General features: G+C 37.5%; 24 protein-coding genes. 9 read left to right on the top strand and 15 right to left on the bottom strand.

Translation table 11 applies throughout. The features are described from left to right. The 4 genes from queA to hemW are packed head-to-tail and all read right to left on the bottom strand — an operon-like array spanning nt 1 to nt 3403. Complete coding sequence (gene queA / locus MLC35_RS09170; RefSeq protein WP_151899750.1) at nt 1-1029, bottom strand: tRNA preQ1(34) S-adenosylmethionine ribosyltransferase-isomerase QueA; 1029 nt, start codon at nt 1027-1029, stop codon at nt 1-3. After that, nucleotides 1022-1870: a twin-arginine translocase subunit TatC gene (gene tatC / locus MLC35_RS09165; protein WP_418640602.1), complete on the bottom strand. Its 849-nt coding sequence runs from the start codon at nt 1868-1870 to the stop codon at nt 1022-1024. The genes queA and tatC overlap by 8 nt, the downstream gene beginning before the upstream one ends. Continuing rightward, nucleotides 1863-2288: a Sec-independent protein translocase protein TatB gene (gene tatB / locus MLC35_RS09160; protein ID WP_346389858.1), complete on the bottom strand. Its 426-nt coding sequence runs from the start codon at nt 2286-2288 to the stop codon at nt 1863-1865. The genes tatC and tatB overlap by 8 nt, the downstream gene beginning before the upstream one ends. Before the next feature lie 59 nt (nt 2289-2347). Further along, a complete protein-coding gene (gene hemW, locus MLC35_RS09155; RefSeq protein WP_434636668.1) occupies nt 2348-3403 on the bottom strand; it encodes a radical SAM family heme chaperone HemW in 1056 nt (351 codons plus the stop codon). Between the two features lie 77 nt (nt 3404-3480). Between hemW and MLC35_RS09150 the strand changes: the two genes are divergently transcribed. Genes MLC35_RS09150 through folP form a run of 5 tightly spaced genes read left to right on the top strand, consistent with a single transcriptional unit; the run spans nt 3481 to nt 7463 of the window. Further along, complete coding sequence (locus MLC35_RS09150) at nt 3481-3951, top strand: RNA pyrophosphohydrolase (protein WP_151899754.1); 471 nt, start codon at nt 3481-3483, stop codon at nt 3949-3951. Beyond that, nucleotides 3952-5163 (top strand): aspartate kinase, encoded by a 1212-nt coding sequence (locus MLC35_RS09145; RefSeq protein WP_151899755.1) that lies wholly within the window; start codon nt 3952-3954, stop codon nt 5161-5163. Nucleotides 5164-5171: 8 nt separating this feature from the next. Further along, nucleotides 5172-5720: a HobA family DNA replication regulator gene (locus MLC35_RS09140; protein ID WP_151899756.1), complete on the top strand. Its 549-nt coding sequence runs from the start codon at nt 5172-5174 to the stop codon at nt 5718-5720. Next, entirely contained in the window at nt 5707-6327 is a 621-nt protein-coding gene (locus MLC35_RS09135; protein WP_434580186.1) for a DNA polymerase III subunit delta', read from the top strand. Before MLC35_RS09140 ends, MLC35_RS09135 begins: the two co-directional genes overlap by 14 nt. Then, entirely contained in the window at nt 6324-7463 is a 1140-nt protein-coding gene (gene folP / locus MLC35_RS09130; protein WP_434636666.1) for a dihydropteroate synthase, read from the top strand. Before MLC35_RS09135 ends, folP begins: the two co-directional genes overlap by 4 nt. Nucleotides 7464-7468: 5 nt before the next feature. Here folP and MLC35_RS09125 read toward each other — a convergent pair whose 3' ends face one another. The 8 genes from MLC35_RS09125 to MLC35_RS09090 all read right to left on the bottom strand — a co-directional run bounded on the left by MLC35_RS09125 (nt 7469) and on the right by MLC35_RS09090 (nt 12577). Beyond that, the gene (locus MLC35_RS09125; protein ID WP_434580182.1) at nt 7469-8014 is read right to left on the bottom strand and encodes a peptidylprolyl isomerase; all 546 of its coding nucleotides are present in this window, start codon (nt 8012-8014) and stop codon (nt 7469-7471) included. 11 nt (nt 8015-8025) lie between these two features. Next, nucleotides 8026-8412 (bottom strand): peptide-methionine (R)-S-oxide reductase MsrB, encoded by a 387-nt coding sequence (msrB, locus tag MLC35_RS09120; protein WP_151899760.1) that lies wholly within the window; start codon nt 8410-8412, stop codon nt 8026-8028. Between the two features lie 132 nt (nt 8413-8544). Further along, the gene (locus MLC35_RS09115; protein WP_151899761.1) at nt 8545-8829 is read right to left on the bottom strand and encodes an HU family DNA-binding protein; all 285 of its coding nucleotides are present in this window, start codon (nt 8827-8829) and stop codon (nt 8545-8547) included. A gap of 59 nt (nt 8830-8888) precedes the next feature. Then, on the bottom strand, nt 8889-9122 hold the full coding sequence (locus MLC35_RS09110) for a hypothetical protein (protein WP_151899762.1): 234 nt from the start codon (nt 9120-9122) through the stop codon (nt 8889-8891). Nucleotides 9123-9126: 4 nt separating this feature from the next. Further along, the gene (locus MLC35_RS09105) at nt 9127-9366 is read right to left on the bottom strand and encodes a helix-turn-helix transcriptional regulator (RefSeq protein ID WP_151899763.1); all 240 of its coding nucleotides are present in this window, start codon (nt 9364-9366) and stop codon (nt 9127-9129) included. Nucleotides 9367-9567: 201 nt separating this feature from the next. Beyond that, nucleotides 9568-11247: a hypothetical protein gene (locus MLC35_RS09100; protein ID WP_346389863.1), complete on the bottom strand. Its 1680-nt coding sequence runs from the start codon at nt 11245-11247 to the stop codon at nt 9568-9570. Between the two features lie 3 nt (nt 11248-11250). Beyond that, entirely contained in the window at nt 11251-11901 is a 651-nt protein-coding gene (locus tag MLC35_RS09095) for a hypothetical protein (protein WP_151899765.1), read from the bottom strand. A gap of 34 nt (nt 11902-11935) precedes the next feature. Further along, nucleotides 11936-12577 carry a hypothetical protein gene (locus MLC35_RS09090; protein ID WP_151899766.1) on the bottom strand — a complete coding sequence of 214 codons (642 nt, stop codon included), beginning with the start codon at nt 12575-12577 and terminating at the stop codon, nt 11936-11938. A 95-nt stretch (nt 12578-12672) separates the two neighbouring features. On the opposite strand from MLC35_RS09090, the gene fbaA reads away from it, so the two are divergent. Beyond that, on the top strand, nt 12673-13752 hold the full coding sequence (gene fbaA, locus MLC35_RS09085) for a class II fructose-bisphosphate aldolase (protein WP_434636663.1): 1080 nt from the start codon (nt 12673-12675) through the stop codon (nt 13750-13752). Here the strand turns inward: fbaA and MLC35_RS09080 are convergent. Next, nucleotides 13749-14096 carry a hypothetical protein gene (locus tag MLC35_RS09080; RefSeq protein ID WP_226066098.1) on the bottom strand — a complete coding sequence of 116 codons (348 nt, stop codon included), beginning with the start codon at nt 14094-14096 and terminating at the stop codon, nt 13749-13751. The two genes, fbaA and MLC35_RS09080, sit on opposite strands and share 4 nt — an antisense overlap. A 51-nt stretch (nt 14097-14147) precedes the next feature. Here MLC35_RS09080 and cmoA point away from each other — a divergent pair, with 51 nt between their 5' ends. Further along, nucleotides 14148-14858: a carboxy-S-adenosyl-L-methionine synthase CmoA gene (cmoA, locus tag MLC35_RS09075; RefSeq protein WP_434636661.1), complete on the top strand. Its 711-nt coding sequence runs from the start codon at nt 14148-14150 to the stop codon at nt 14856-14858. Nucleotides 14859-14861: 3 nt separating this feature from the next. Here cmoA and MLC35_RS09070 read toward each other — a convergent pair whose 3' ends face one another. Together MLC35_RS09070 and nth are read right to left on the bottom strand one after the other, a co-directional pair. Continuing rightward, nucleotides 14862-15116: a hypothetical protein gene (locus MLC35_RS09070; protein WP_434636659.1), complete on the bottom strand. Its 255-nt coding sequence runs from the start codon at nt 15114-15116 to the stop codon at nt 14862-14864. A 25-nt stretch (nt 15117-15141) separates the two neighbouring features. Next, nucleotides 15142-15783, bottom strand: coding sequence for an endonuclease III (gene nth, locus MLC35_RS09065; protein ID WP_434636657.1), 642 nt, complete (start codon nt 15781-15783; stop codon nt 15142-15144). 62 nt (nt 15784-15845) lie between these two features. On the opposite strand from nth, the gene MLC35_RS09060 reads away from it, so the two are divergent. Both MLC35_RS09060 and MLC35_RS09055 read left to right on the top strand, forming a co-directional pair. Then, nucleotides 15846-17810 carry a response regulator gene (locus MLC35_RS09060; protein WP_346389866.1) on the top strand — a complete coding sequence of 655 codons (1965 nt, stop codon included), beginning with the start codon at nt 15846-15848 and terminating at the stop codon, nt 17808-17810. A 58-nt stretch (nt 17811-17868) separates the two neighbouring features. After that, a complete protein-coding gene (locus MLC35_RS09055) occupies nt 17869-18699 on the top strand; it encodes a peptidylprolyl isomerase (protein ID WP_418640594.1) in 831 nt (276 codons plus the stop codon). The last annotated feature ends 1 nt before the right edge of the window (nt 18700 follow it).

The raw sequence follows: 18700 nt of genomic DNA, 5'->3' as shown, positions 1-18700 counted from the left end.
TTAGAGAATAAGCATTGCATCGCCGTAGGAGTAAAACCTGTATTTTTCTTGTATCGCTTCAGCGTAAAGCTGATGCGTTTTATCAAGCCCGACAAAAGATGCAACCAGCATAAGCAGTGTTGATTTTGGCAGATGAAAATTTGTCAAAAGATGATTCACGCGTAAGGGTTTGTTGTTTGGATGTAAAAATAGATTTGCTTCACCCCTCATTTGTCCTTTGTGTCTTGCATAAAATTCTATAGTTCTTGTTGATGTTGTTCCAACACTCAAGACAGGAATATCAGAATCCAAAATCTCTTTTGCTTCCTTTGAAATATCATAGTACTCCGAATGCATAGGATGGTTTGTAATCACTTCAGCTTCCACAGGTTTAAAAGTACCGCTTCCTACATGTAAAGTAATATAGGCATGCTTGTGTTTTTTACAAATTCTTTTATGCTGCTCGGAGGTAAAATGCAGCGAAGCGGTAGGTGCGGCAACGGCTCCTTCCTGCGAAGCAAATACGCTTTGGTATTCATCAGCATCTTCATCCTCATCTGGTCTTTGAATATAGGGAGGAAGAGGGATATGCCCTATTTTGTCTATTACAGGAAGCAAATCTTCAAACCGTAAGAGTATGTTATTTTGGTAAAAATTGACTTCACGACTGCCGTCATCATTTAATTGTGTCACTTTTGCCATGAGATTGTCATCAAAAAATATCTCTGTGTCTCTCTTCACTTTTCCTCGAATATATACATTGATATTGTGTGCAGTAATGGCTCTGTTTATGAGAAGTTCTATTTTCCCGCCACTCTGTTTTTTTCCAAATAGTCTTGCTTTTATAACTTTTGTATCATTAAAAATGAGAGCACACTCCGGAGAAAGAAAGTTTTCAAGATTATAAAAAAAGGTGTGTGTAATTGTGTCCGTGGCTCTGTCGTAGACTAAAAGTTTTGCATGATCACGGGGAGAAGCAGGATAGTTTGCTATAAGTTCATCAGGAAGAGTGAAGTCATAGCTTGCAGTGAGTAACTCCTGGTTACTCATCTTTGTCCTTTTTGTCTGTAAGCTCATCATATTCATCATGATGCTTAACACTTAAACTGCTTTCATCTTCTTCCTCTTCGTCCTCATCCTCTTCTTCTTCCAAAGGCGGGGCAGGGTTTACCATTTTCACTATCAAAATAGAAAGCAGATAGAGTATCACAAGCGGACCGGCCATAAGCAGTTGTGTCAACACATCCGGTGGAGTCAGCAGGGCTGCAACTATAAAAATAATAATGATTGCATATTTGAAAAATGCCGTCATCTGTCTGTCATCAACAAGTCCGAGAAGTGCCAAAAAGTAGGCAAACACAGGCAGTTCAAAAGCAAGACCGAAACCAAACATGATTTTTGTAAAAAATCCGACATAATCCTCGATGTTAATAAGCGGAGTAAATTTAAATGAACCGAAGGTAATGAGGAAGTCAAATCCAAAAGGTGTCACAATATAGTAGGCAAAAAGAACACCCACAAGAAACATAACTGTACCACCGACAATAAAAGGAATGATCATCTTTTTTTCGTGGGCATAGAGTCCAGGCGCGATAAAAAGCCAAATTTGCGAAAGTATAATAGGCAAGGCTCCGACAATCGCTGCAAAAAAGGAAACTTTCAATGCGACAAAGAATGCGCCGCCAACCTGTGATGTGGTAATCATACCGTTTGCCGCATTGACAGAGACTTTGCCGACTTCTGTCAGAGCATCATTGAGTGGCTGTACCATCCATGTAAGTATAGGTTCATGGAAGTAAAACATGACAAAAAACATAACTATTAAACTTGCTGCTGAAATAGCCAGCCTCTTTCGGAGTTCTACAAGGTGCGGTCTTAATTCATCAAACATTTTTATTTTCTTCTTCTTTCTCTGTATTTTCTTTTTCTTTCTCTTTCTCTTTCTTCTTTTTCTTAAAAGTCACTTCCTGCGTCTCTTTAGGTGCTTTTTCGATTGTATCTTCATCATCTTCTAAAAGATTGTCTGTGAGGTTTGTAAGTTTTGCACCGGCCTGCGCAGGAATGTCTGTAACTTTGTTCAGGCTTTCGCTGGCATTGAGAAGCTCTTGTTTATAAGCAAGTGCTTCCTGTTTTATCTGACTTAAATTCATCTCTTCTTCAAGGGAGTCTTTTACTGTTCCTATCGTGTTTTTAACGTTTCTAAAAAATTTAGCAATTTCGACCATTGTACTAGGCAGTTTGTCCGGACCTAGAAATAAAATAGCGACAACTGCTATGAGTAGCATCTCTGTAAAACCCATACCAAACATATTCAGCCTTCATAGTTTATTGATAGTGAGATTTTATCCAAAGAATCATTAAAAAATCTTCAAGAGGTCAAAAAGAGCGCAATTTCATCTGCCAAAAGGTAATCTGTGTTGTATAAAATATTATTTTTTAACATGATTTTGTTTTCATTGAGCAAAATTTCTGCTTTTTGCCGTTCCTGTGCATTTAATATATCCTGATCTACGCCGACAACAGAGCGCAGACCCAAAAAGATCTGTTCGAGTCTTTTGTCTTCTCGTGTGAGTATCTCTTGTCTGATTGAGAGAGGATCGCTGATATATGCTTCTATATCAGTTAAGGGATAAAATCTTGTTAGTCCAAGTTTGCCGACAGCTCCGGCCCCGGCACCGATATAGTCTTTATATTGCCAATAGCCAAGATTGTGAAGAGATTGATAGCTTCCAAAATTGCTTATTTCATACTGTGAAAACCCATGCTTTTGAATCTCTTTGAAAATCCATTTTGTAAGTGAGAGCTGTTCACTTGACATTTGAGGACGGTTTTCAAAGGCCGTACCCTCTTCAATCATTAAGGCATAGGCACTGATGTGATTGATTGGCAGAGACAGCGCTGTTTGTATGTCATGTGAAAGAAGTTCTTTTGTATCACCCAGGGTAGCATAAATCAAATCCAATGAGATGTTTTTAAAGCCGACAGCAGAGGCATTGTGAACAGCATCTGAAGACATCTGCGGGGTATGTGCTCTGTTTAAAATTTTGAGTTTTTCCTTATCAAAAGTCTGCGTTCCGAAGCTGATACGGTTCACTCCGAGAGTATACATGCCCTCAAGCCACTCTTTTGTTGCAGAGTTGGGATTTGCTTCACTGGTTATTTCTGCGTTTTTCACAAGATAGGGATTAAGCAGGTCGAAAATTTCTTCATAAAGCTGCGGGGCAACGGTTGAAGGCGTACCTCCTCCTATGAAAACAGTTTCTATGGTCTCTTTTTCTGCCTGAAATCTTTGCAATTCATGCTGCAGCTGTTTTTTAAGTGCATACATGTAATTCTCTTTGAGATGAAACTTGTCAACATAAGAGTTGAAGGCACAGTAAGAGCATTTGGAATCGCAAAAAGGAATATGAATATAAACTAACATAGTGAAATTATAGCCGGATAAACTTATTTTAATTGCTATTGCTGTATAATCGCGTACAATTAAATACAGGTGCTTATATGAGTAAAGAAGAAATATACCGTCCCAATGTTGCTATGATAATCGTCTCAAATGAGTATCCGCAAAAAAAAGATGTTTTTATCGCACAAAGAAATGATTTGACTGACATTTGGCAGTTTCCACAGGGTGGCATTGATGAAGGCGAAGAGGTCAAAGAGGCTCTTTTCCGTGAAATGGAAGAAGAGATAGGGACAGACTCTGCTGAAATAATAGCAGAATATCCAGAGTGGATTTCTTATGATTTTCCTCCTAAAATTGCGAGTAAAATGAAGCCGTATAAGGGACAGACACAAAAATATTTTTTACTCAAACTCGCAAAAGATGCCAAAATAAACCTAGATACAAAGCATCCCGAGTTTATAAACTATAAATTTGTGGCAATAGAGGATGTTTTAGACTTTACACCGCATTTTAAGCAGTCTGTATATGAAAAAGTTATAAATCATTTTAAAAGAGAGGGGCTGTTGTAAATGCTAATAGTTCAAAAATTCGGTGGGACCAGTGTTGGTGATTTGGAACGCATACAAAATGTAGCGAATCGTGTGGCAAAAACAAAAGAAGCCGGGCATGATGTAGTAGTTGTTGTTTCGGCAATGAGCGGAGAAACAAACAAACTTGTTGGATATGCCGAACATTTTTCAAAAAATCCTGCCCGGGCTGAGATGGATATGCTCTTGAGCTCAGGTGAAAGAGTGACATCGGCACTCCTCTCTATTGCACTGCAGGAGATGGGAATTGATGCTGTTGCAATGACGGGGAGAAAAGCGGGTATTGTAACTGACAAGCAGCATACCAAAGCGCGTATTGAAGAGATTGATCCCAAAGCTATGAAAAGTGCGTTGCAAAGTGGCAAAGTTGTTGTAGTTGCCGGTTTTCAGGGAGTAAACACAGACGGAGATGTCACAACACTCGGACGTGGAGGAAGCGATCTCTCAGCTGTTGCTATCGCAGGTGCATTAGAAGCTGACTTATGTGAAATTTATACGGATGTGACAGGTATTTTTACAACAGATCCGCGAATTGAACCAAAAGCAAAAAAACTTGATAAAATCTCTTATGAAGAGATGCTTGAACTTGCATCATTAGGCGCAAAAGTATTACAAAACCGCTCTGTAGAACTGGCAAAAAAACTCAATGTCAATCTCGTAACACGAAGCAGCTTTTGCGATGATGAGGGAACATTAATTACAAAGGAAGAAAATATTATGGAAAAACCACTAGTAAGCGGAATTGCGTTAGACAGAAACCAGGCACGCATCTCTTTAATGGGTGTCAAAGACAGACCGGGCATTGCTTCTGATATTTTTAATGCATTGGCAGATGCCGAGGTAAATGTGGATATGATCATTCAGAACAAAGCGGTTGATGATACAACAAATATTGACTTTACTGTACCTGTGAGTGATCTGCATGATGCAAAATCTGTTGTAGACACCTTTGTACAAAGCGGTGAAATCAAAGATGATTCTTATAATGAAGATATCTGCAAGGTTTCTGTAGTGGGTGTTGGTATGAAATCGCATGCCGGTGTTGCTGCCAAAGCCTTCTCGACGATGGCAAAAGAAAATATCAATATCAATATGATTTCAACATCAGAAATAAAAGTATCCATGGTTATAGACGAAAAGTATGCAGAACTTGCGGTGCGATCTCTGCACAATACCTATGAGCTAGACAAATAAGTACTTACATGCCGGATTTTGCACAATGGAGCCTGGATGCCATAAGAGAAAAGGGCGGCAGTCTCAGCTGGCTTGAAGAACACCGGTTTGAGTGGTCTAAAACAACTGCATACGCACTGGAACAGATTCTTAATGGCAAAACAATCATTTTAATTACTGACGAAAAAAGAAAGTGGTTTGAAAATTACATTTTGAGTTCTTTAAACGGAGTACTGCTTGAACGCCCTATGATACCTATCATCAGCATTGACAATATTTATACACATTACAACAGTGTAGGCAGTGGTGAAATGATAGATATTATAGACGATATGATTTCACTCTCTTTTAAGGGCGATTATTTTTTTTGGTACATCGGCAAAGGAGATGATAAACGCAGCGATATTGCCAAAAGAAAAGATGAAAGTTATTTTTGGATCTTTGATGAAGATTTTAACAATGCGTTTACACTCAAATCCTATGATACGGATTTGGATATCAAACTGTTACAGCTCTACAAACTTTTTGATGCTTCGTTGAATGCTGCAATGTTTGGAGAGGTTGATGCAAGTTCCTGATGCAATAAAAGGGCATATCCTCATTGCAAATGATGTGGAGGAAGCTGCTGAAAAACTGGAAAATGAACTGCAGGGCTTCCGGGTTGTAAAGTTTATAGAAGAAAATTTTAAAATTGAACATGCAAAACTTGTAACGGCTGAAGCGTACATCAGCGAAGCACAGACAAAGTATATCATCATCGCAGCTTTTGAGTTTACTGATGTGGCACAAAACTCTCTGCTAAAACTTTTGGAAGAACCGCCGGCAAATATAGAGTTTATTATAATCTCCCCGACGAAATCCAACTTGCTGCCTACCGTACGCTCACGACTGCCGATTTTAAAGAACCAGCTCCATCACAGTGTTATGGAGTTGGATATTACACTTGCACGACTTGACTATAAAGAGGTTTTTGCATTTTTAAAACAGCATGCCAGAGTCTCTAAAACAGAAGCCAAAGCTTTGGTTGAAGCGCTTTTTTACAGAGCAACTGTTATAGACAGGCTCATACTTTCTCCATTGCAGCTGGATAATTTTGACAAGGCCTACAGATTGCTTGATCTGAATTCACGGCCTCAAAGTGTTTTGGCAATGCTGCTTATGAGCTTTGCACAGGAGAGACAGTGAGAGTAGAAAAACTGTCAAATGAAATAAATATAAAAGATGCATTGCAAAAGCTTGGTGTTGATTCGGGCGGTATTACAATTTTGGCGTCAAAAGCAACAATGCATATTTTATATATATATGATTTGCATGTAGGGGCTGCCAATATTTTGAAACAGGATGCTCTCTCCATCGGGGCTGATTTGGCTGTTCCCCGGGGGACAGTTATCGCAGCAAAGCCAAAAGTTGACTGCATACTCATTGCGAATACAAAACAGCTGAAAGTTTTGGCAAAAAAAGAGTTGGCACAACCTTTTGGACTCAAAGAGTTAGCAAAAAAACTCAAAGAGTTTGCGCAGGTTCGTCAGCCGGATGCAGTAGAAATTATGGGTATTGTTAATGCGAATGATGACAGTTTTTACGCACAAAGCAGGCTCAAAGAAAAAGAAGCAATACAAACCATAGAGACTATGATTCAAGAGGGTGCAGATATAATAGATATCGGTGCTGTCTCTTCTCGCCCAAATGCTCCACATGTGAGTGTAAAAGAGGAATTGGCAAGAATAGAACCGCTTTTGAGACTTATAAAAGAAGAAAAACTGTATGAAAAGGTAAAATTCAGTTGTGACAGTTATGAACCAAAAGTTTTACAAAGGGCACTGGAGAGCGGTTTTAGTATTGTAAATGACATAACCGGTTTGCAAAACGATGAGGTATGCAGGCTTTGTGCGGCTTATAATGCAACAGCGGTAATCATGCATATGAAAGGAACGCCCCAAACGATGCAGAAAAACCCCCATTATGAAAATGTCATAGAGGATGTATATGATTTCTTTAGCAAAAGAGTAGAAAAAGCTGAGAGTTTTGGAGTGAAAAAAATTGTGCTTGATGTAGGCATAGGTTTCGGAAAAAGAGTAGAAGACAATTTAAAACTTTTAAATAGCCTTGAGCACTTTTTAACGCTGGGCAAGCCATTGCTGGTCGGAGCTTCCAGAAAATCCATGATAGATAAAATTTCACCTTCTTCTGTTGAAGAAAGGCTTCCCGGCACACTGACCCTTCATCTTGAAGCAGTAAAAAACGGTGCATCCATTTTACGGGTGCATGATGTCGCCCAGCACCTGCAAGCGCTTAAAGTTTTTAAGGCCTTGCATACATAAAGTATCTATTTTATGTATGCTTTGATTATTTCCTGACGTTCCAGCGGTCTGTCTCCGCCAGAACGCCCGGAAGTAGCGACATTGTTTAGTTTTTGCAAAGTTTGCATGGATTTTTGATCTGCAACCTTTCCAAAAATTGTATAGCCGCCGTTAAGCCATGGTGTCGGAGCTGTTGTGATGAAAAACTGACTGCCGTTTGTATTTGGACCTCTGTTTGCCATTGCCAAAATACCGGGTTTGTCAAAAACAAGATTTGCTTTGAATTCATCCTTAAACTCTTTATGCCAGATGCTTTCACCGCCTCTGCCGCTTTCAGTCGGATCACCGCCTTGAATCATAAAATTGTGAATGATTCGGTGAAAAGCAACACCGTTGTAATAGCCTTCCTTTACATGTGTAAGAAAGTTCTCAACCGCCAAAGGTGCCGCATCTGGAAAAAGTTCAAGTTCTATATTTCCCTGTGTTGTTTGCAGGACAACATGCGGATTATTCTCAGTTGAAAACAAAAGAGTCGTATAGAGTAATACCAGTGCCAGTAAAATTCGTTTCATTAAAAAGCTCCTTATTCTTCTTCAAAGTCTAAACATACAGAGTTGATGCAGTATCGCAATCCCGTAGGCTCAGGACCATCAGGAAAAAGATGGCCTAAGTGAGCATCACAACTGCTGCATCTGACTTCTGTACGAATCATACCGTGTGACATATCCTTTATTTCAGTGACAGCCCCTTCAACAGCTTCATAATAACTTGGCCAGCCTGTTCCTGAATCAAATTTTGTACCTGATTCAAAAAGCGGGGCACCACAACAGATACATTTGTAAATACCATCACTTTTGTTATCATAATATTTTCCGGAAAAAGGGGCTTCTGTGCCGTTTTTTCGGCATACCGAAAAAGCTTCAGGACTCAGAATTTTTTTCCATTCATCTTCACTCTTTGTTATTTTCATTGAATTTCCTTATGCTTTTTGCGTAGTATAGCAAGTCTGTTTTGTATTTTATATAAAAGGAGGGTTTTGTTCAAAAATTATAGGGGAAAAGAAAGAATAGTACTGCTTCTCAAAAGCAATACTATTAAATAGTTATTTACCAGCTGCAACGCGGTCTTTAAGACCTTTACCTGCTTTAAACTTAGGAACCATTTTATCTTGAGTCGTATAAGTTTTATCTGTACCCGGAACTTTACCGGTTTTACCTTTTTGAAGTACTGCCGCAAAACTACCAAAACCAACGAGAGAAACATCTTCCCCTTTTACTAAGGCTTCTATTACTGCTTCAGTGAAAGCTTTAATTGCATTTTCAGCTTCAACTTTAGTTTTGTAGTTTCCGTGTTCTTGTACTAACTCAACGAATTGTGCTTTATTCATAAATTTACCCTTGGATTAAGATTTGCCCTGAAATAATTCAGCTACAGATACTTTATAGTTTATTTGCTTAAATTTTTCTTCTTTTTGGTGTATTTAAGAAGAAAATCTGAAATTTTTGTTTCTTTTAGTCCACATTTAGCCTGTTTTAAGAGCTTTTTGAAATTTAGAGTCGTTTTAGGCATCATAATTAAAGCTGATAAATCTTTGATTTTTTTGTATTTATTTGTTGATGTATGTATTGATAAAAACACATCTTCAAGACCATCTCTTTCATTTTTAGTCAGTATCCCCATTCCGCTACTCCTCTAATCTGTTGATTTTTCTTACAGCCCTGATAATTTCATCATCATCTAATTTACCTAACATTTTTATAACAGTTGCCGCAGCCTGTGGTTTGGCACGTCCCAGTTTCCAGTCCTGATATGTACGCATAGAAATCCCCAGACTTTTAGCCATATCTTTAAGGGAAATCTTTTTCCCATTGTATTGAGACTCTATTGAGTTATGGAGGATGTTAAATAAATCATTTATTTGCATAAAAAATATTATACGGAATAAATACTTAAATATACATTTTTTATAATATTAATTGATAATTATCGTATGATAAATATTGATTAATGTGTATTATATAATTTATATATATTATAATGATGTATTTAATGTATTTTGTATACGGATTACCGTATGTAAAGAGTATGAAGTTTTGAAGAATAAACAGAGAAAATTAAAAAAATACTATTTTTCTTCGATAACTATGGATTTTGCGACAGGGTGAAGGGTGATGATGTTTTCTTGTATTTCAAGATAAAAGGGAGGATAGAATTTTGCATCTGTTTTGTAGGCTATTTCATGGGCATTGTCAATAGTAAAGACAATGTTGTTTAAACCTTTGAAAGGTTCTTTGACAGTAATTTTTGCATTTTTGTAGGCGTTGTGTATTGCCTCTTTTTCTTTTTTAAGGCGTGTAATCTCTTTTTCCAGCTCTTCAACTTTACTTAAGTTGTGTCTTTTTGCTCCTTCTAATTTATGCCTGAGTTCCTTGATATCTTTGTCTATAAATTGCAGTTTGCTTTGCACTATCGGGACATCACGGTAGTTTATTTTAAAGAGATTGTCTTCACCGGATACAAGCCGGACGGTAATAGAATTCGAAGCATAAACTTTTAGATTGTTTTTCACGTGCTTGATGGTAACATCCTGGGCGTAAACAGCACCCCCTATGGAAGCCTCAATTTCTACAGTGGTTGCATGTACCACACCGCCTTCAAGCAGAGAAATTTTCCCCTCATGGCATCGTAATGTACCTTTATGTCTGTTAATGGTTGCATATTTTGCATACTGGAGTGAGTCCTGGTGGGTAGCTCCCTCAATTTCAAGGGTTATCGCTTCAAGACGGCTTTTTGCTCCCACAAAACCGTTTACATGTATTCTCTCTGAAACAAGTGTCACCCCTTCTTTTATGGTATCCCTTGCTGTATCATGCTGTGTCACCACTATTTCAATATTATTGTCTTCGAGGTCTTCTACAAGGTCTTTGTGCTTTGTGATTTCACTGACTTTTATGCGATTGTCAACAAGAAGTTCTTTGCCGTCATAATGTACATATCCGCGTATTTTGCTTATATATTTTTTTGATGTTGCATTTTCCTCTATTCTAATAGATTTTTCATCAACATCTGCCTGCAGGTCATCCATGTTGTTGGCAAAATTTGCGTCTATATATTCACCAAAAGCATTGAGTCCGTTTTGTCCGTATACAGGCTTTTTATATTCAACAAGAAGTTCATTTTCATCTACTTCAATAACTTCGCCTGTATGTGCTTTTTCTTTAAACCAAAAAATAAGTTTACCCGGACGTGTGAGAACAGGCTCTATCCCTTCAAACAGAGGAATTTTGACACGTTTGACAAATTTTCCTGCATATATGTACTTCACTAAAATTTTCAGAGATTTTTTCATCTCTTCATCAAAGATGTTCACAAGTATTTTATGATACGCTTTGATTTTGTTGCATTCTCTAAAGAGTATTTTTAACAACTCAACAGGCTGATGTGATTTATAGGGAATTTTTGAATCCGGTGACAGTATCAAAAAAGGATGTGTGAAAAATTTTGAAAAATCTATAGTATATTCAAGTTCAAGATCTCTTTTTTCTTTTTTCATCAGCGTGACAGTATAGCGCTGTTGAAATTCCACATGTTCATTGAGTATTTTTTCTTTATCTTTGTATTTTTCCTGTATCTCTTTGCTGTAAAGTTCAAAAGAAGTGCTGGCATTGCTTTTTATATATGTTTCTGTCTTGTTTATAACAAAGTCACATTCTGATGGAAGAATAAAATTTTCTTGCGCAAATGTTTGCAATGCTTCTTTGATATGACGGGTTTTTATAATTTTATGTTCTGTTTTTTTTGGCATTCATTAATACTCTAACAAATCACTGTAATCATACTTTGCAAAATCGAGGTAGAGTTTACCGTTTTGTTTAATGACTCTGATATCACTGTCATACACGGCTAAAAATCTTTTTTTGATGATTTTTCTCTGGTAGGGCTCCAGATCAAGTGTTTTCAAATAGGTTTTGAGTTCAACAATCTGGTTGTCTTTTTCCGCCTCTATGGTTTTTTGTGTTTGCGGCAAAGGTTCGACATCATGTACCGTGTTGCTGTTTTGGGCAAGAAGTTTTGTGTTGAGCAGTTCCAAAACCTGCTTTAACTGCTCGTCTTTTGTGGCATAAACTCTTTCTATTTTACTCATCTCATCACGGAGCATCTGCTCTTTGTCATTGATGAGTTTGTCTATTTTCTCTTCGAGCTGGACAATTTTAGCTTTGAGCTGCAGGTTCTCTTTTTGGTACAATGACAAAACCATGGCAACCGTTGTCCGTGGTTTTGCAGGCGGAGTGTTTTGCTGAGGTCTTTGTTGCGGTTGCGGTGAGGCTTCCTCGGGAACAATTATGTAAACAGTGTCATCTTCAACGATATAATTTAACTTTTTGCTGCGAAGTTTTGAACTGATCATCTCTTTTGACATTTTAAATTTTTTTGAATATTCATCGAGTGTAAATTTCATATACTGTCCTTTTTGAAACACCGGGTGTTAAAATTTAGAGGTGCCCTTTATAAATTGGAGGAATAATTATACCTGATTTTCTCAGCCATACACGGTATCCCTTTTTTTCATTGCCATGCTTGTCCTGAAAAGCAAAGAGGGTGGACTTTTTAAATTCTCTTTCCTGAAGGAGTTGGTTGTACTCTTTATGCACAGAAATGAAACGTTTAAAATTGTAATATGCTTCATGAGAGATCATTACCGTTGAAATACTGAAGTCTTTGATTTCCAAGTATCGGGCACAGTCATTGAGTCCTGTGCCTATAAAATTCTGATGCCCTAAAATGTCTGTAAATTTATTGATTCTCCCCGTATGCACTGCTATACGCAAGCCATGAAAATAGGAAAATTTCTTTGAAAGCTGCTCCGAAAAGTGATGAAAGCTCAGCCCTAAAATTGTTCCGTAGCCTCTGAACTTTGGTGTGAGTATGCAGTAAAATCCGTCTCCTGTGGGGATATACCCCAAAATAAGTTCTTCTACAGGAAGTTTTGCACTTTCAAGCAGACGTTGTATGATTTTTTTGTAACTGCGTGTCAAAAAATTGATGATTTCAAACTGTTGCTGTATGGTAAGCATTGAAAAATTAATGATATCTATTAAAACTATATCAGTATTGATTTCTTCACAAGCACTCATCTTTATGTATCCTTTGGGATTCTGATTTTAGCATAAAGTTCTTTTAAATGAACTATATATTATAATTGTAAAATTAAATTTTTTAGGGAATTATTATGAGTAATGGTGTATTGGATATTGTTAAACCCGGGGTCCTTTTTGGTGATGATGTTTTAAAAGTCTATGAATATGCAAAAGAAAATGGTTTTGCTATACCTGCTGTCAATGTTGTAAATACTGACTCTGTCAACGGTGTATTGGAAGCTGCTGCAAAAGCCGACTCTCCTGTGATTATACAATTCAGTAACGGGGGTGCTTCCTACTATGCAGGCAAAGGTTTAAGCAATGATGGTGAAAAAGCGGCAATTATTGGTGCGGTGGCCGGTGCGATTCATACACATATGATGGCAGAGGCTTACGGTGTTGCGGTGATTCTGCATACTGACCATGCCTCAAAAAAGCTGCTTCCGTGGATAAATGCTCTGCTTGAAGCAGGTGAGAGTTATTACAAAACACAGGGAAAACCACTGTTTTCTTCCCATATGCTTGATCTTTCAGAAGAGTCTTTAAATGAAAACATCGGTACATGTAAAGCCTATTTTGAAAGAATGAACAAAATCGGTATGAGCATCGAAATAGAGCTAGGCTGTACAGGCGGAGAAGAAGACGGTGTGGACAACACAAACATTGACAATGCACTTTTATATACCCAACCCGAAGAGGTGGCTCTTGCCTATAAAGAGTTGAGTGAAATTTCTCCAAATTTTACAATAGCCGCTTCCTTTGGAAATGTACACGGTGTTTACAAGCCGGGAAATGTACAGTTGACACCTAAGATACTAGACAATTCACAAAAATATATTCAGGAAAAACTGCATACAAAAGAGAAACCTGTCAACTTTGTATTTCACGGCGGTTCAGGATCTTTGCCTTCAGAAATCAGTGAAGCGATCAGTTACGGTGTTGTAAAAATGAATATCGATACCGATACTCAGTGGGCAACATGGAACGGCGTTCGTCAGTATATAGAAAAGTATCATGATTATCTTCAGAGTCAAATCGGAAATCCGGAAGGTGAAGACAAACCGAACAAAAAATACTATGATCCGAGAAAATGGCTGCGTGCCGGACAGGAAGGTCTGGTTGAACGTGTTATTCAGGCCTATAAAGACTTGAATGCCATGGATAGAAACTAAGAGTGCAGTTTTTTGTGAATATCCTTGATACTTTTTGTATCGGGATTTTTTGTATAGTGTATATGTAACAGCTGTCTCAGTTTGTTTTCATTAAATCTCCAAAAATGCTCTTTGTCAAAATCTTCGTGTTTTGTGACCATTTCATGCAACTCTTTTTCTGTGAGTTCTCCATGACTGCCTTTTATGATTTTTAAAATCAAATCCATTAATTCTGTCTGTGCCTGAGGGGTTGTGTCATCATCTTTGAGTTGTTTTGTCGGCATAAATTTATACATTTTCCATGCACTCAGACCGAGACCGAGTAAAAAAGCAATCATCATCCAAGAAGAGAGTGAAAGTTCCATTAATATCCTTTTTTTGCTCAATTATAGGCTTATTTTGATAAAATTCCAGTTATGAATGATAAAGTATTTACAAAACCGATAAAAAAACAGTTTGAATTTGATGAAGAAGTGGCAGCTGTCTTTGATGATATGCTCGAGCGGAGTGTTCCTTTTTACAAAGAGGCGCAAAAAATTACAGAATTTTTTGCACTGAAAAACCTGAATGAAAATGGGAGAGTCTATGATCTTGGCTGTTCAACCGCATCAACACTGCTGAGTATTCACAGAAAACTCTCAAACAAGGCAGAGCTTATAGGTCTTGACAATTCTGAAGCAATGCTCACGCGTGCAAGAAAGAAATGCGAAGCGTATGGTGCCGACATAAAAGTTTGCAATGCGGATATACTGAGCTATGATTATAAAGAGGCAGATGTTTTTATCAGTAACTATACTCTGCAGTTTATTCGTCCTCTTGTTCGTGAAGAGCTGGTAAAAAAAATAGCCGTTTCATTAAAAAAAGAGGGTGTATTTATATTTAGCGAAAAAGTCATTTCTCATCATCCCAAACTCAACAAAGAGTTGATTGAATGTTATTATGATTTTAAAAAAGCGCAGGGCTATTCCGAGTATGAAATCATGCAAAAACGCGAAGCTCTGGAAAATGTACTGGTGCCTTACAGTGAAGAAGAAAATATAAAAATGGTATTAAATGCAGGTTTCTCTCATTGTGAAGTACTTTTGCGCTGGGCAAATTTTGCTACTTTTATTGCTGTAAAAGAGTAGAACCTACCAGACGTTTTTTTCTGCTTTTGGCTGCTCTTTTTCACCAAAAAAACTTTTGATTTTTGCGCTGCCTTTTTTTATTTCTTTGCCCATTGTCTCATAGGTAATGATGTCATCATCTCCGCACTCTTTGTGATAATATCCCTGAAAATCGTAGTACTCTTTGCAGTCACTGTAGTATTTTGCAGAAATCCCGTGTTTGTTTAGACAGCCGTTAAAAAAAAGCATGAATAAAACTAATAAATATATGCGTATCATAATAATCTCCAAGCACTTTGCATACCTAAACTTTGAAACTCTCTTTTGTTCTGCAAAACTCTGTTAAAAAACATTCATCGCATTTAGGATTTTTGGCAGTGCAGATGTACCTTCCAAACAAAACCATTGCCTGATGGAGTACATGCAGGTCGGTTTTGAATTTTTTTACCAAAGTGGCTTCTGTTGCCTTGGCTGTTTTGTCATCGCTCAGACCAAGTCTGTGTGCGACACGAAATACATGGGTATCCACTGCCATTAGGTTCGCACCGGTATACTCTATCATCACAACATGGGCTGTTTTTTGTCCGACGCCTGCCAGGGTCTGCAGGTCTTTTTCATTCATTGGTATTTCACCGTCATACACTTCAACAACACGTTTTGCCATGGTTATGAGGTTTTTTGCTTTGTTGTTAAAGAAGGAGCAGGTGTTAATAAGCTTTTTCACCTCTTCTATATCAGCATCTGCCAAATCTTGAGGCGTCGGATACTTTGCAAACAGGGCAGGAGTAATAAGGTTGACTCTTTTGTCGGTACATTGCGCTGAGAGTGCTACGGCAATTACCAGTTCATAGGCATTTTTATAATGCAGTTCTGTGACCGCATCACTGTAGCGCTCCATAAAGCGTTTTTGGATCTCTTGGATCTCTTTTTTCGTTGCTTTTTTCATAAATGTATTTTAGCAACTTATATGTTATAATCAAAGCAATGACTTTTAAAAAGGGGTAAAATATGGGCATATTTTCACTGTTTTCAAAACAAAAAAACACGCATGTGTATGATACAGGCAAAAAAAAGGAGACACTTTTTTCACAATTGGATAAAGATTTCTTTATTGAAGTGGCAGACAGCAGTGATACAATGATGCTCTATTTTTTACAAGGTGAAGGATGGATAGGTGCGAATAAAACTTTTTTCACTACAATGAATTATTTTGATATAAAAGATTTTAAAAGAGCCAATGAAAGTATTCGTGATATGTTTTTGAGTGAGAGTGAAGAGATTTTTACCGAGTCTGACAAAAGTTGGCTGGATTATATTAAAAAGTACAAAAGCGATGGTTACAGGGTAAATATGACTGATGCTAAGGGGCAACTTCTCAGTATTGAAGCAAAGTGTCACAGGTATTCAAAAAACATGAAGCTGTATATTTTGGAATTAAAAGATGTTACAGAGTTGGAAAAAGCACGTTTGCAGGTGAAAGAGGTTGAAAAGCTGAAAACAAAATTTTTGGCCAATATAGGGCATGAATTTAGAACTCCGATGAATGGTATTCTCGGATTTATAGAGCTGCTCAAAGAAACCAGTCTTAACGAACATCAAAATGAATACCTTGATATGATTGATTATTCTTCTAAAAATCTGATGAATAATATTGAAAGTCTCTTGGATTTGGCGCAGTTGCAAAGCGGGCGTCTTACAGTGGAGTCCGAACCTTTTAATCTTCTTGTCGCAATGGAAAAACTCATATATACATGTTTTGACAAGGCAAGCAACAACGGGGTACAGGTTATGAGTTTTATAGACCCGAAATTGCCACAGGAACTCGAAGGTGATGCAAACAAAATTTTGCAGGTTATGCGTTCTATCATTCAAAATGCAATTAAATTTACACCGCATGGCGGCAAGGTTATTATAGAAGTAAAACTTTTAAAACGACTCCAAAACGGAGCCTGTTCTGTCGGTTTTAGTGTCAAAGACAATGGTCAGGGGATGTCTCAAGAACAGATATCTCTTATGGATGAACCTTTTACCGCAGGCAGTCATGCAGATGAGAGACTCGGCATAGGATTGAGCCTCTCAAGCGGTCTGGTACGGTTGATGGGATCAGAATTACGTATAAAAAGTGAATTAGACAACGGTACCTACGTGAATTTTGTTCTTGATTTTAAAGCTTCAAGAGGGCAAAACTACAAAATGATGCCAAATAAAAAAGCAAAAGTGCTTTTACTGGATAAAGAAAAAGTTGATGATGCCAATTTCTTAACGACCTATTTGCGTTCTTTTGCTATTGATGTGACAAAATCTTCCGAACTCAATGCTGATATTTATACAGATATAGATGAGCTTTATGTGGTAGGTGACCAGGGTGATTCATCGTGGATACTGGATCTGGCGACATATAAAAAGCAGGCACCTGTTGTTTTTCTTTTGGATGAAGATGAAAAACTGCAAACAAAGATGACACACATTATTGATGAAGTGATAGAAAAACCATTGCTGGCCAGTGTGATAGCCAAACATCTGTATATGGCAAACAGCTACAAATATACCAATGAAGATAAAAATGAACTTACTCTCAAAGATAAAACCGAGGCTTTGGTTGTGGAAGACAATCTTATCAATCAGCGTCTGATAAAAATACTCCTGGAAGAGTATAACATAGATGTTTCTACCGCCTCTAACGGACTTGAAGCGGTAAAAATGTATAAAGAGAAAAAATATGACATTATATTTATGGATATAGATATGCCGTATATGAACGGGATTGTTGCAACCAAAGAGATTAAAGATATGATGCTCCTAAAATCACAGGCGCCGATTGTTGCCCTGACAGCAATGGCAATGGAAGGGGACAAGGAGATGCTTTTGGAAGAGGGGCTTGATGATTATCTTTCAAAGCCGCTAACAAGAGACAAACTGGAGTATATTTTAGACAAATACCTTAAAATAAGCTATGAAAATGAATCTGTTTAATAACTATTAATATATTGTTATTAAACTTCTCTTTATCAATTTAGTAAGGAACTCTATAATGAATAAAATTACAATGCTATTATCTGCCCTGTTGTTGACAGGTTCAGTCGTCTGTGCAAAAACATTAGTGACAGTAAACGGAAAACCAATTACCCAAGAAGAAGTTGACCAGGAGCTGATGCAGGCGACACAGGGGCGATTTAACCAGGTACCGGCTGATCGTCAGGCTGCATTCAGACAACAGGTTTTACAACAGCTTATAGGCAAAGAGTTGATTTATGATGATGCAAAAAAATCCGGTATCATCAACTCTGCGGAGTATAAGAATGAATACAATAAGCTTGAACAAAGAATGAAAAAAGAGCTTGCTATTCAGGTTTGGCAGAAGAAACTGCTTGACGGCATTAAAATTTCAACAAAAGAGTTAAAAGACTACTATAACAAAAACAAAGAAGAATTTAATGAAAAAGAGAGCGTGCATGCCCGCCATATTTTAGTAAAAACCAAAGAGGAAGCAGAAAAAATCATTGCGCAGTTGAAACATTTAAGCGGAGAAAAACTCAAAGAAAAGTTTATAGAGCTTGCGAAAAAAGAGTCAACAGGACCTAGCGGATCAAAAGGCGGAGATCTTGGATATTTCAGTAAAGGGCAAATGGTACCTGCTTTTAATGATAAAGTTTTTTCTATGAAAAAAGGCGAAGTGACATCAAAGCCGGTTAAAACACAGTTTGGATACCATGTTATTTATGTGGAAGACAAAAAACCTTCATTGACACGAAGTTTTGATGAGGTAAAAGCATTTATAGAACAGCGTCTGAAAATGGAAAAATTTAAAGCTGTTATGAAGAAAAAAATGGATGAACTGCAGAAAAAAGCATCTATTAAGTAGT

This window comes from Sulfurimonas sp. NW7, from assembly GCF_051132265.1.
In the GTDB taxonomy this organism is placed as follows: Bacteria; Campylobacterota; Campylobacteria; order Campylobacterales; family Sulfurimonadaceae; genus Sulfurimonas; species Sulfurimonas hydrogeniphila.
This window is presented reverse-complemented; position numbering and strand designations above follow the sequence as displayed.

Coding starts and splice junctions, on each gene's coding strand:
- tatB (WP_346389858.1), bottom strand. CDS start 2,288: ATGTTTGGTATGGGTTTTACAGAGATGCTACTCATAGCAGTTGTCGCT.
- MLC35_RS09080 (WP_226066098.1), bottom strand. CDS start 14,096: ATGGAACTTTCACTCTCTTCTTGGATGATGATTGCTTTTTTACTCGGT.
- MLC35_RS09150 (WP_151899754.1), top strand. CDS start 3,481: ATGAGTAAAGAAGAAATATACCGTCCCAATGTTGCTATGATAATCGTC.
- tatC (WP_418640602.1), bottom strand. CDS start 1,870: ATGTTTGATGAATTAAGACCGCACCTTGTAGAACTCCGAAAGAGGCTG.
- MLC35_RS09115 (WP_151899761.1), bottom strand. CDS start 8,829: ATGAATAAAGCACAATTCGTTGAGTTAGTACAAGAACACGGAAACTAC.
- MLC35_RS09055 (WP_418640594.1), top strand. CDS start 17,869: ATGAATAAAATTACAATGCTATTATCTGCCCTGTTGTTGACAGGTTCA.
- MLC35_RS09095 (WP_151899765.1), bottom strand. CDS start 11,901: ATGAAATTTACACTCGATGAATATTCAAAAAAATTTAAAATGTCAAAA.
- MLC35_RS09110 (WP_151899762.1), bottom strand. CDS start 9,122: ATGGGGATACTGACTAAAAATGAAAGAGATGGTCTTGAAGATGTGTTT.
- MLC35_RS09145 (WP_151899755.1), top strand. CDS start 3,952: ATGCTAATAGTTCAAAAATTCGGTGGGACCAGTGTTGGTGATTTGGAA.
- MLC35_RS09105 (WP_151899763.1), bottom strand. CDS start 9,366: ATGCAAATAAATGATTTATTTAACATCCTCCATAACTCAATAGAGTCT.
- nth (WP_434636657.1), bottom strand. CDS start 15,783: ATGAAAAAAGCAACGAAAAAAGAGATCCAAGAGATCCAAAAACGCTTT.
- hemW (WP_434636668.1), bottom strand. CDS start 3,403: ATGTTAGTTTATATTCATATTCCTTTTTGCGATTCCAAATGCTCTTAC.
- MLC35_RS09135 (WP_434580186.1), top strand. CDS start 5,707: ATGCAAGTTCCTGATGCAATAAAAGGGCATATCCTCATTGCAAATGAT.
- fbaA (WP_434636663.1), top strand. CDS start 12,673: ATGAGTAATGGTGTATTGGATATTGTTAAACCCGGGGTCCTTTTTGGT.
- queA (WP_151899750.1), bottom strand. CDS start 1,029: ATGAGTAACCAGGAGTTACTCACTGCAAGCTATGACTTCACTCTTCCT.
- MLC35_RS09060 (WP_346389866.1), top strand. CDS start 15,846: ATGGGCATATTTTCACTGTTTTCAAAACAAAAAAACACGCATGTGTAT.
- MLC35_RS09125 (WP_434580182.1), bottom strand. CDS start 8,014: ATGAAACGAATTTTACTGGCACTGGTATTACTCTATACGACTCTTTTG.
- MLC35_RS09070 (WP_434636659.1), bottom strand. CDS start 15,116: ATGATACGCATATATTTATTAGTTTTATTCATGCTTTTTTTTAACGGC.
- MLC35_RS09090 (WP_151899766.1), bottom strand. CDS start 12,577: ATGAGTGCTTGTGAAGAAATCAATACTGATATAGTTTTAATAGATATC.
- cmoA (WP_434636661.1), top strand. CDS start 14,148: ATGAATGATAAAGTATTTACAAAACCGATAAAAAAACAGTTTGAATTT.
- MLC35_RS09140 (WP_151899756.1), top strand. CDS start 5,172: ATGCCGGATTTTGCACAATGGAGCCTGGATGCCATAAGAGAAAAGGGC.
- msrB (WP_151899760.1), bottom strand. CDS start 8,412: ATGAAAATAACAAAGAGTGAAGATGAATGGAAAAAAATTCTGAGTCCT.
- MLC35_RS09100 (WP_346389863.1), bottom strand. CDS start 11,247: ATGCCAAAAAAAACAGAACATAAAATTATAAAAACCCGTCATATCAAA.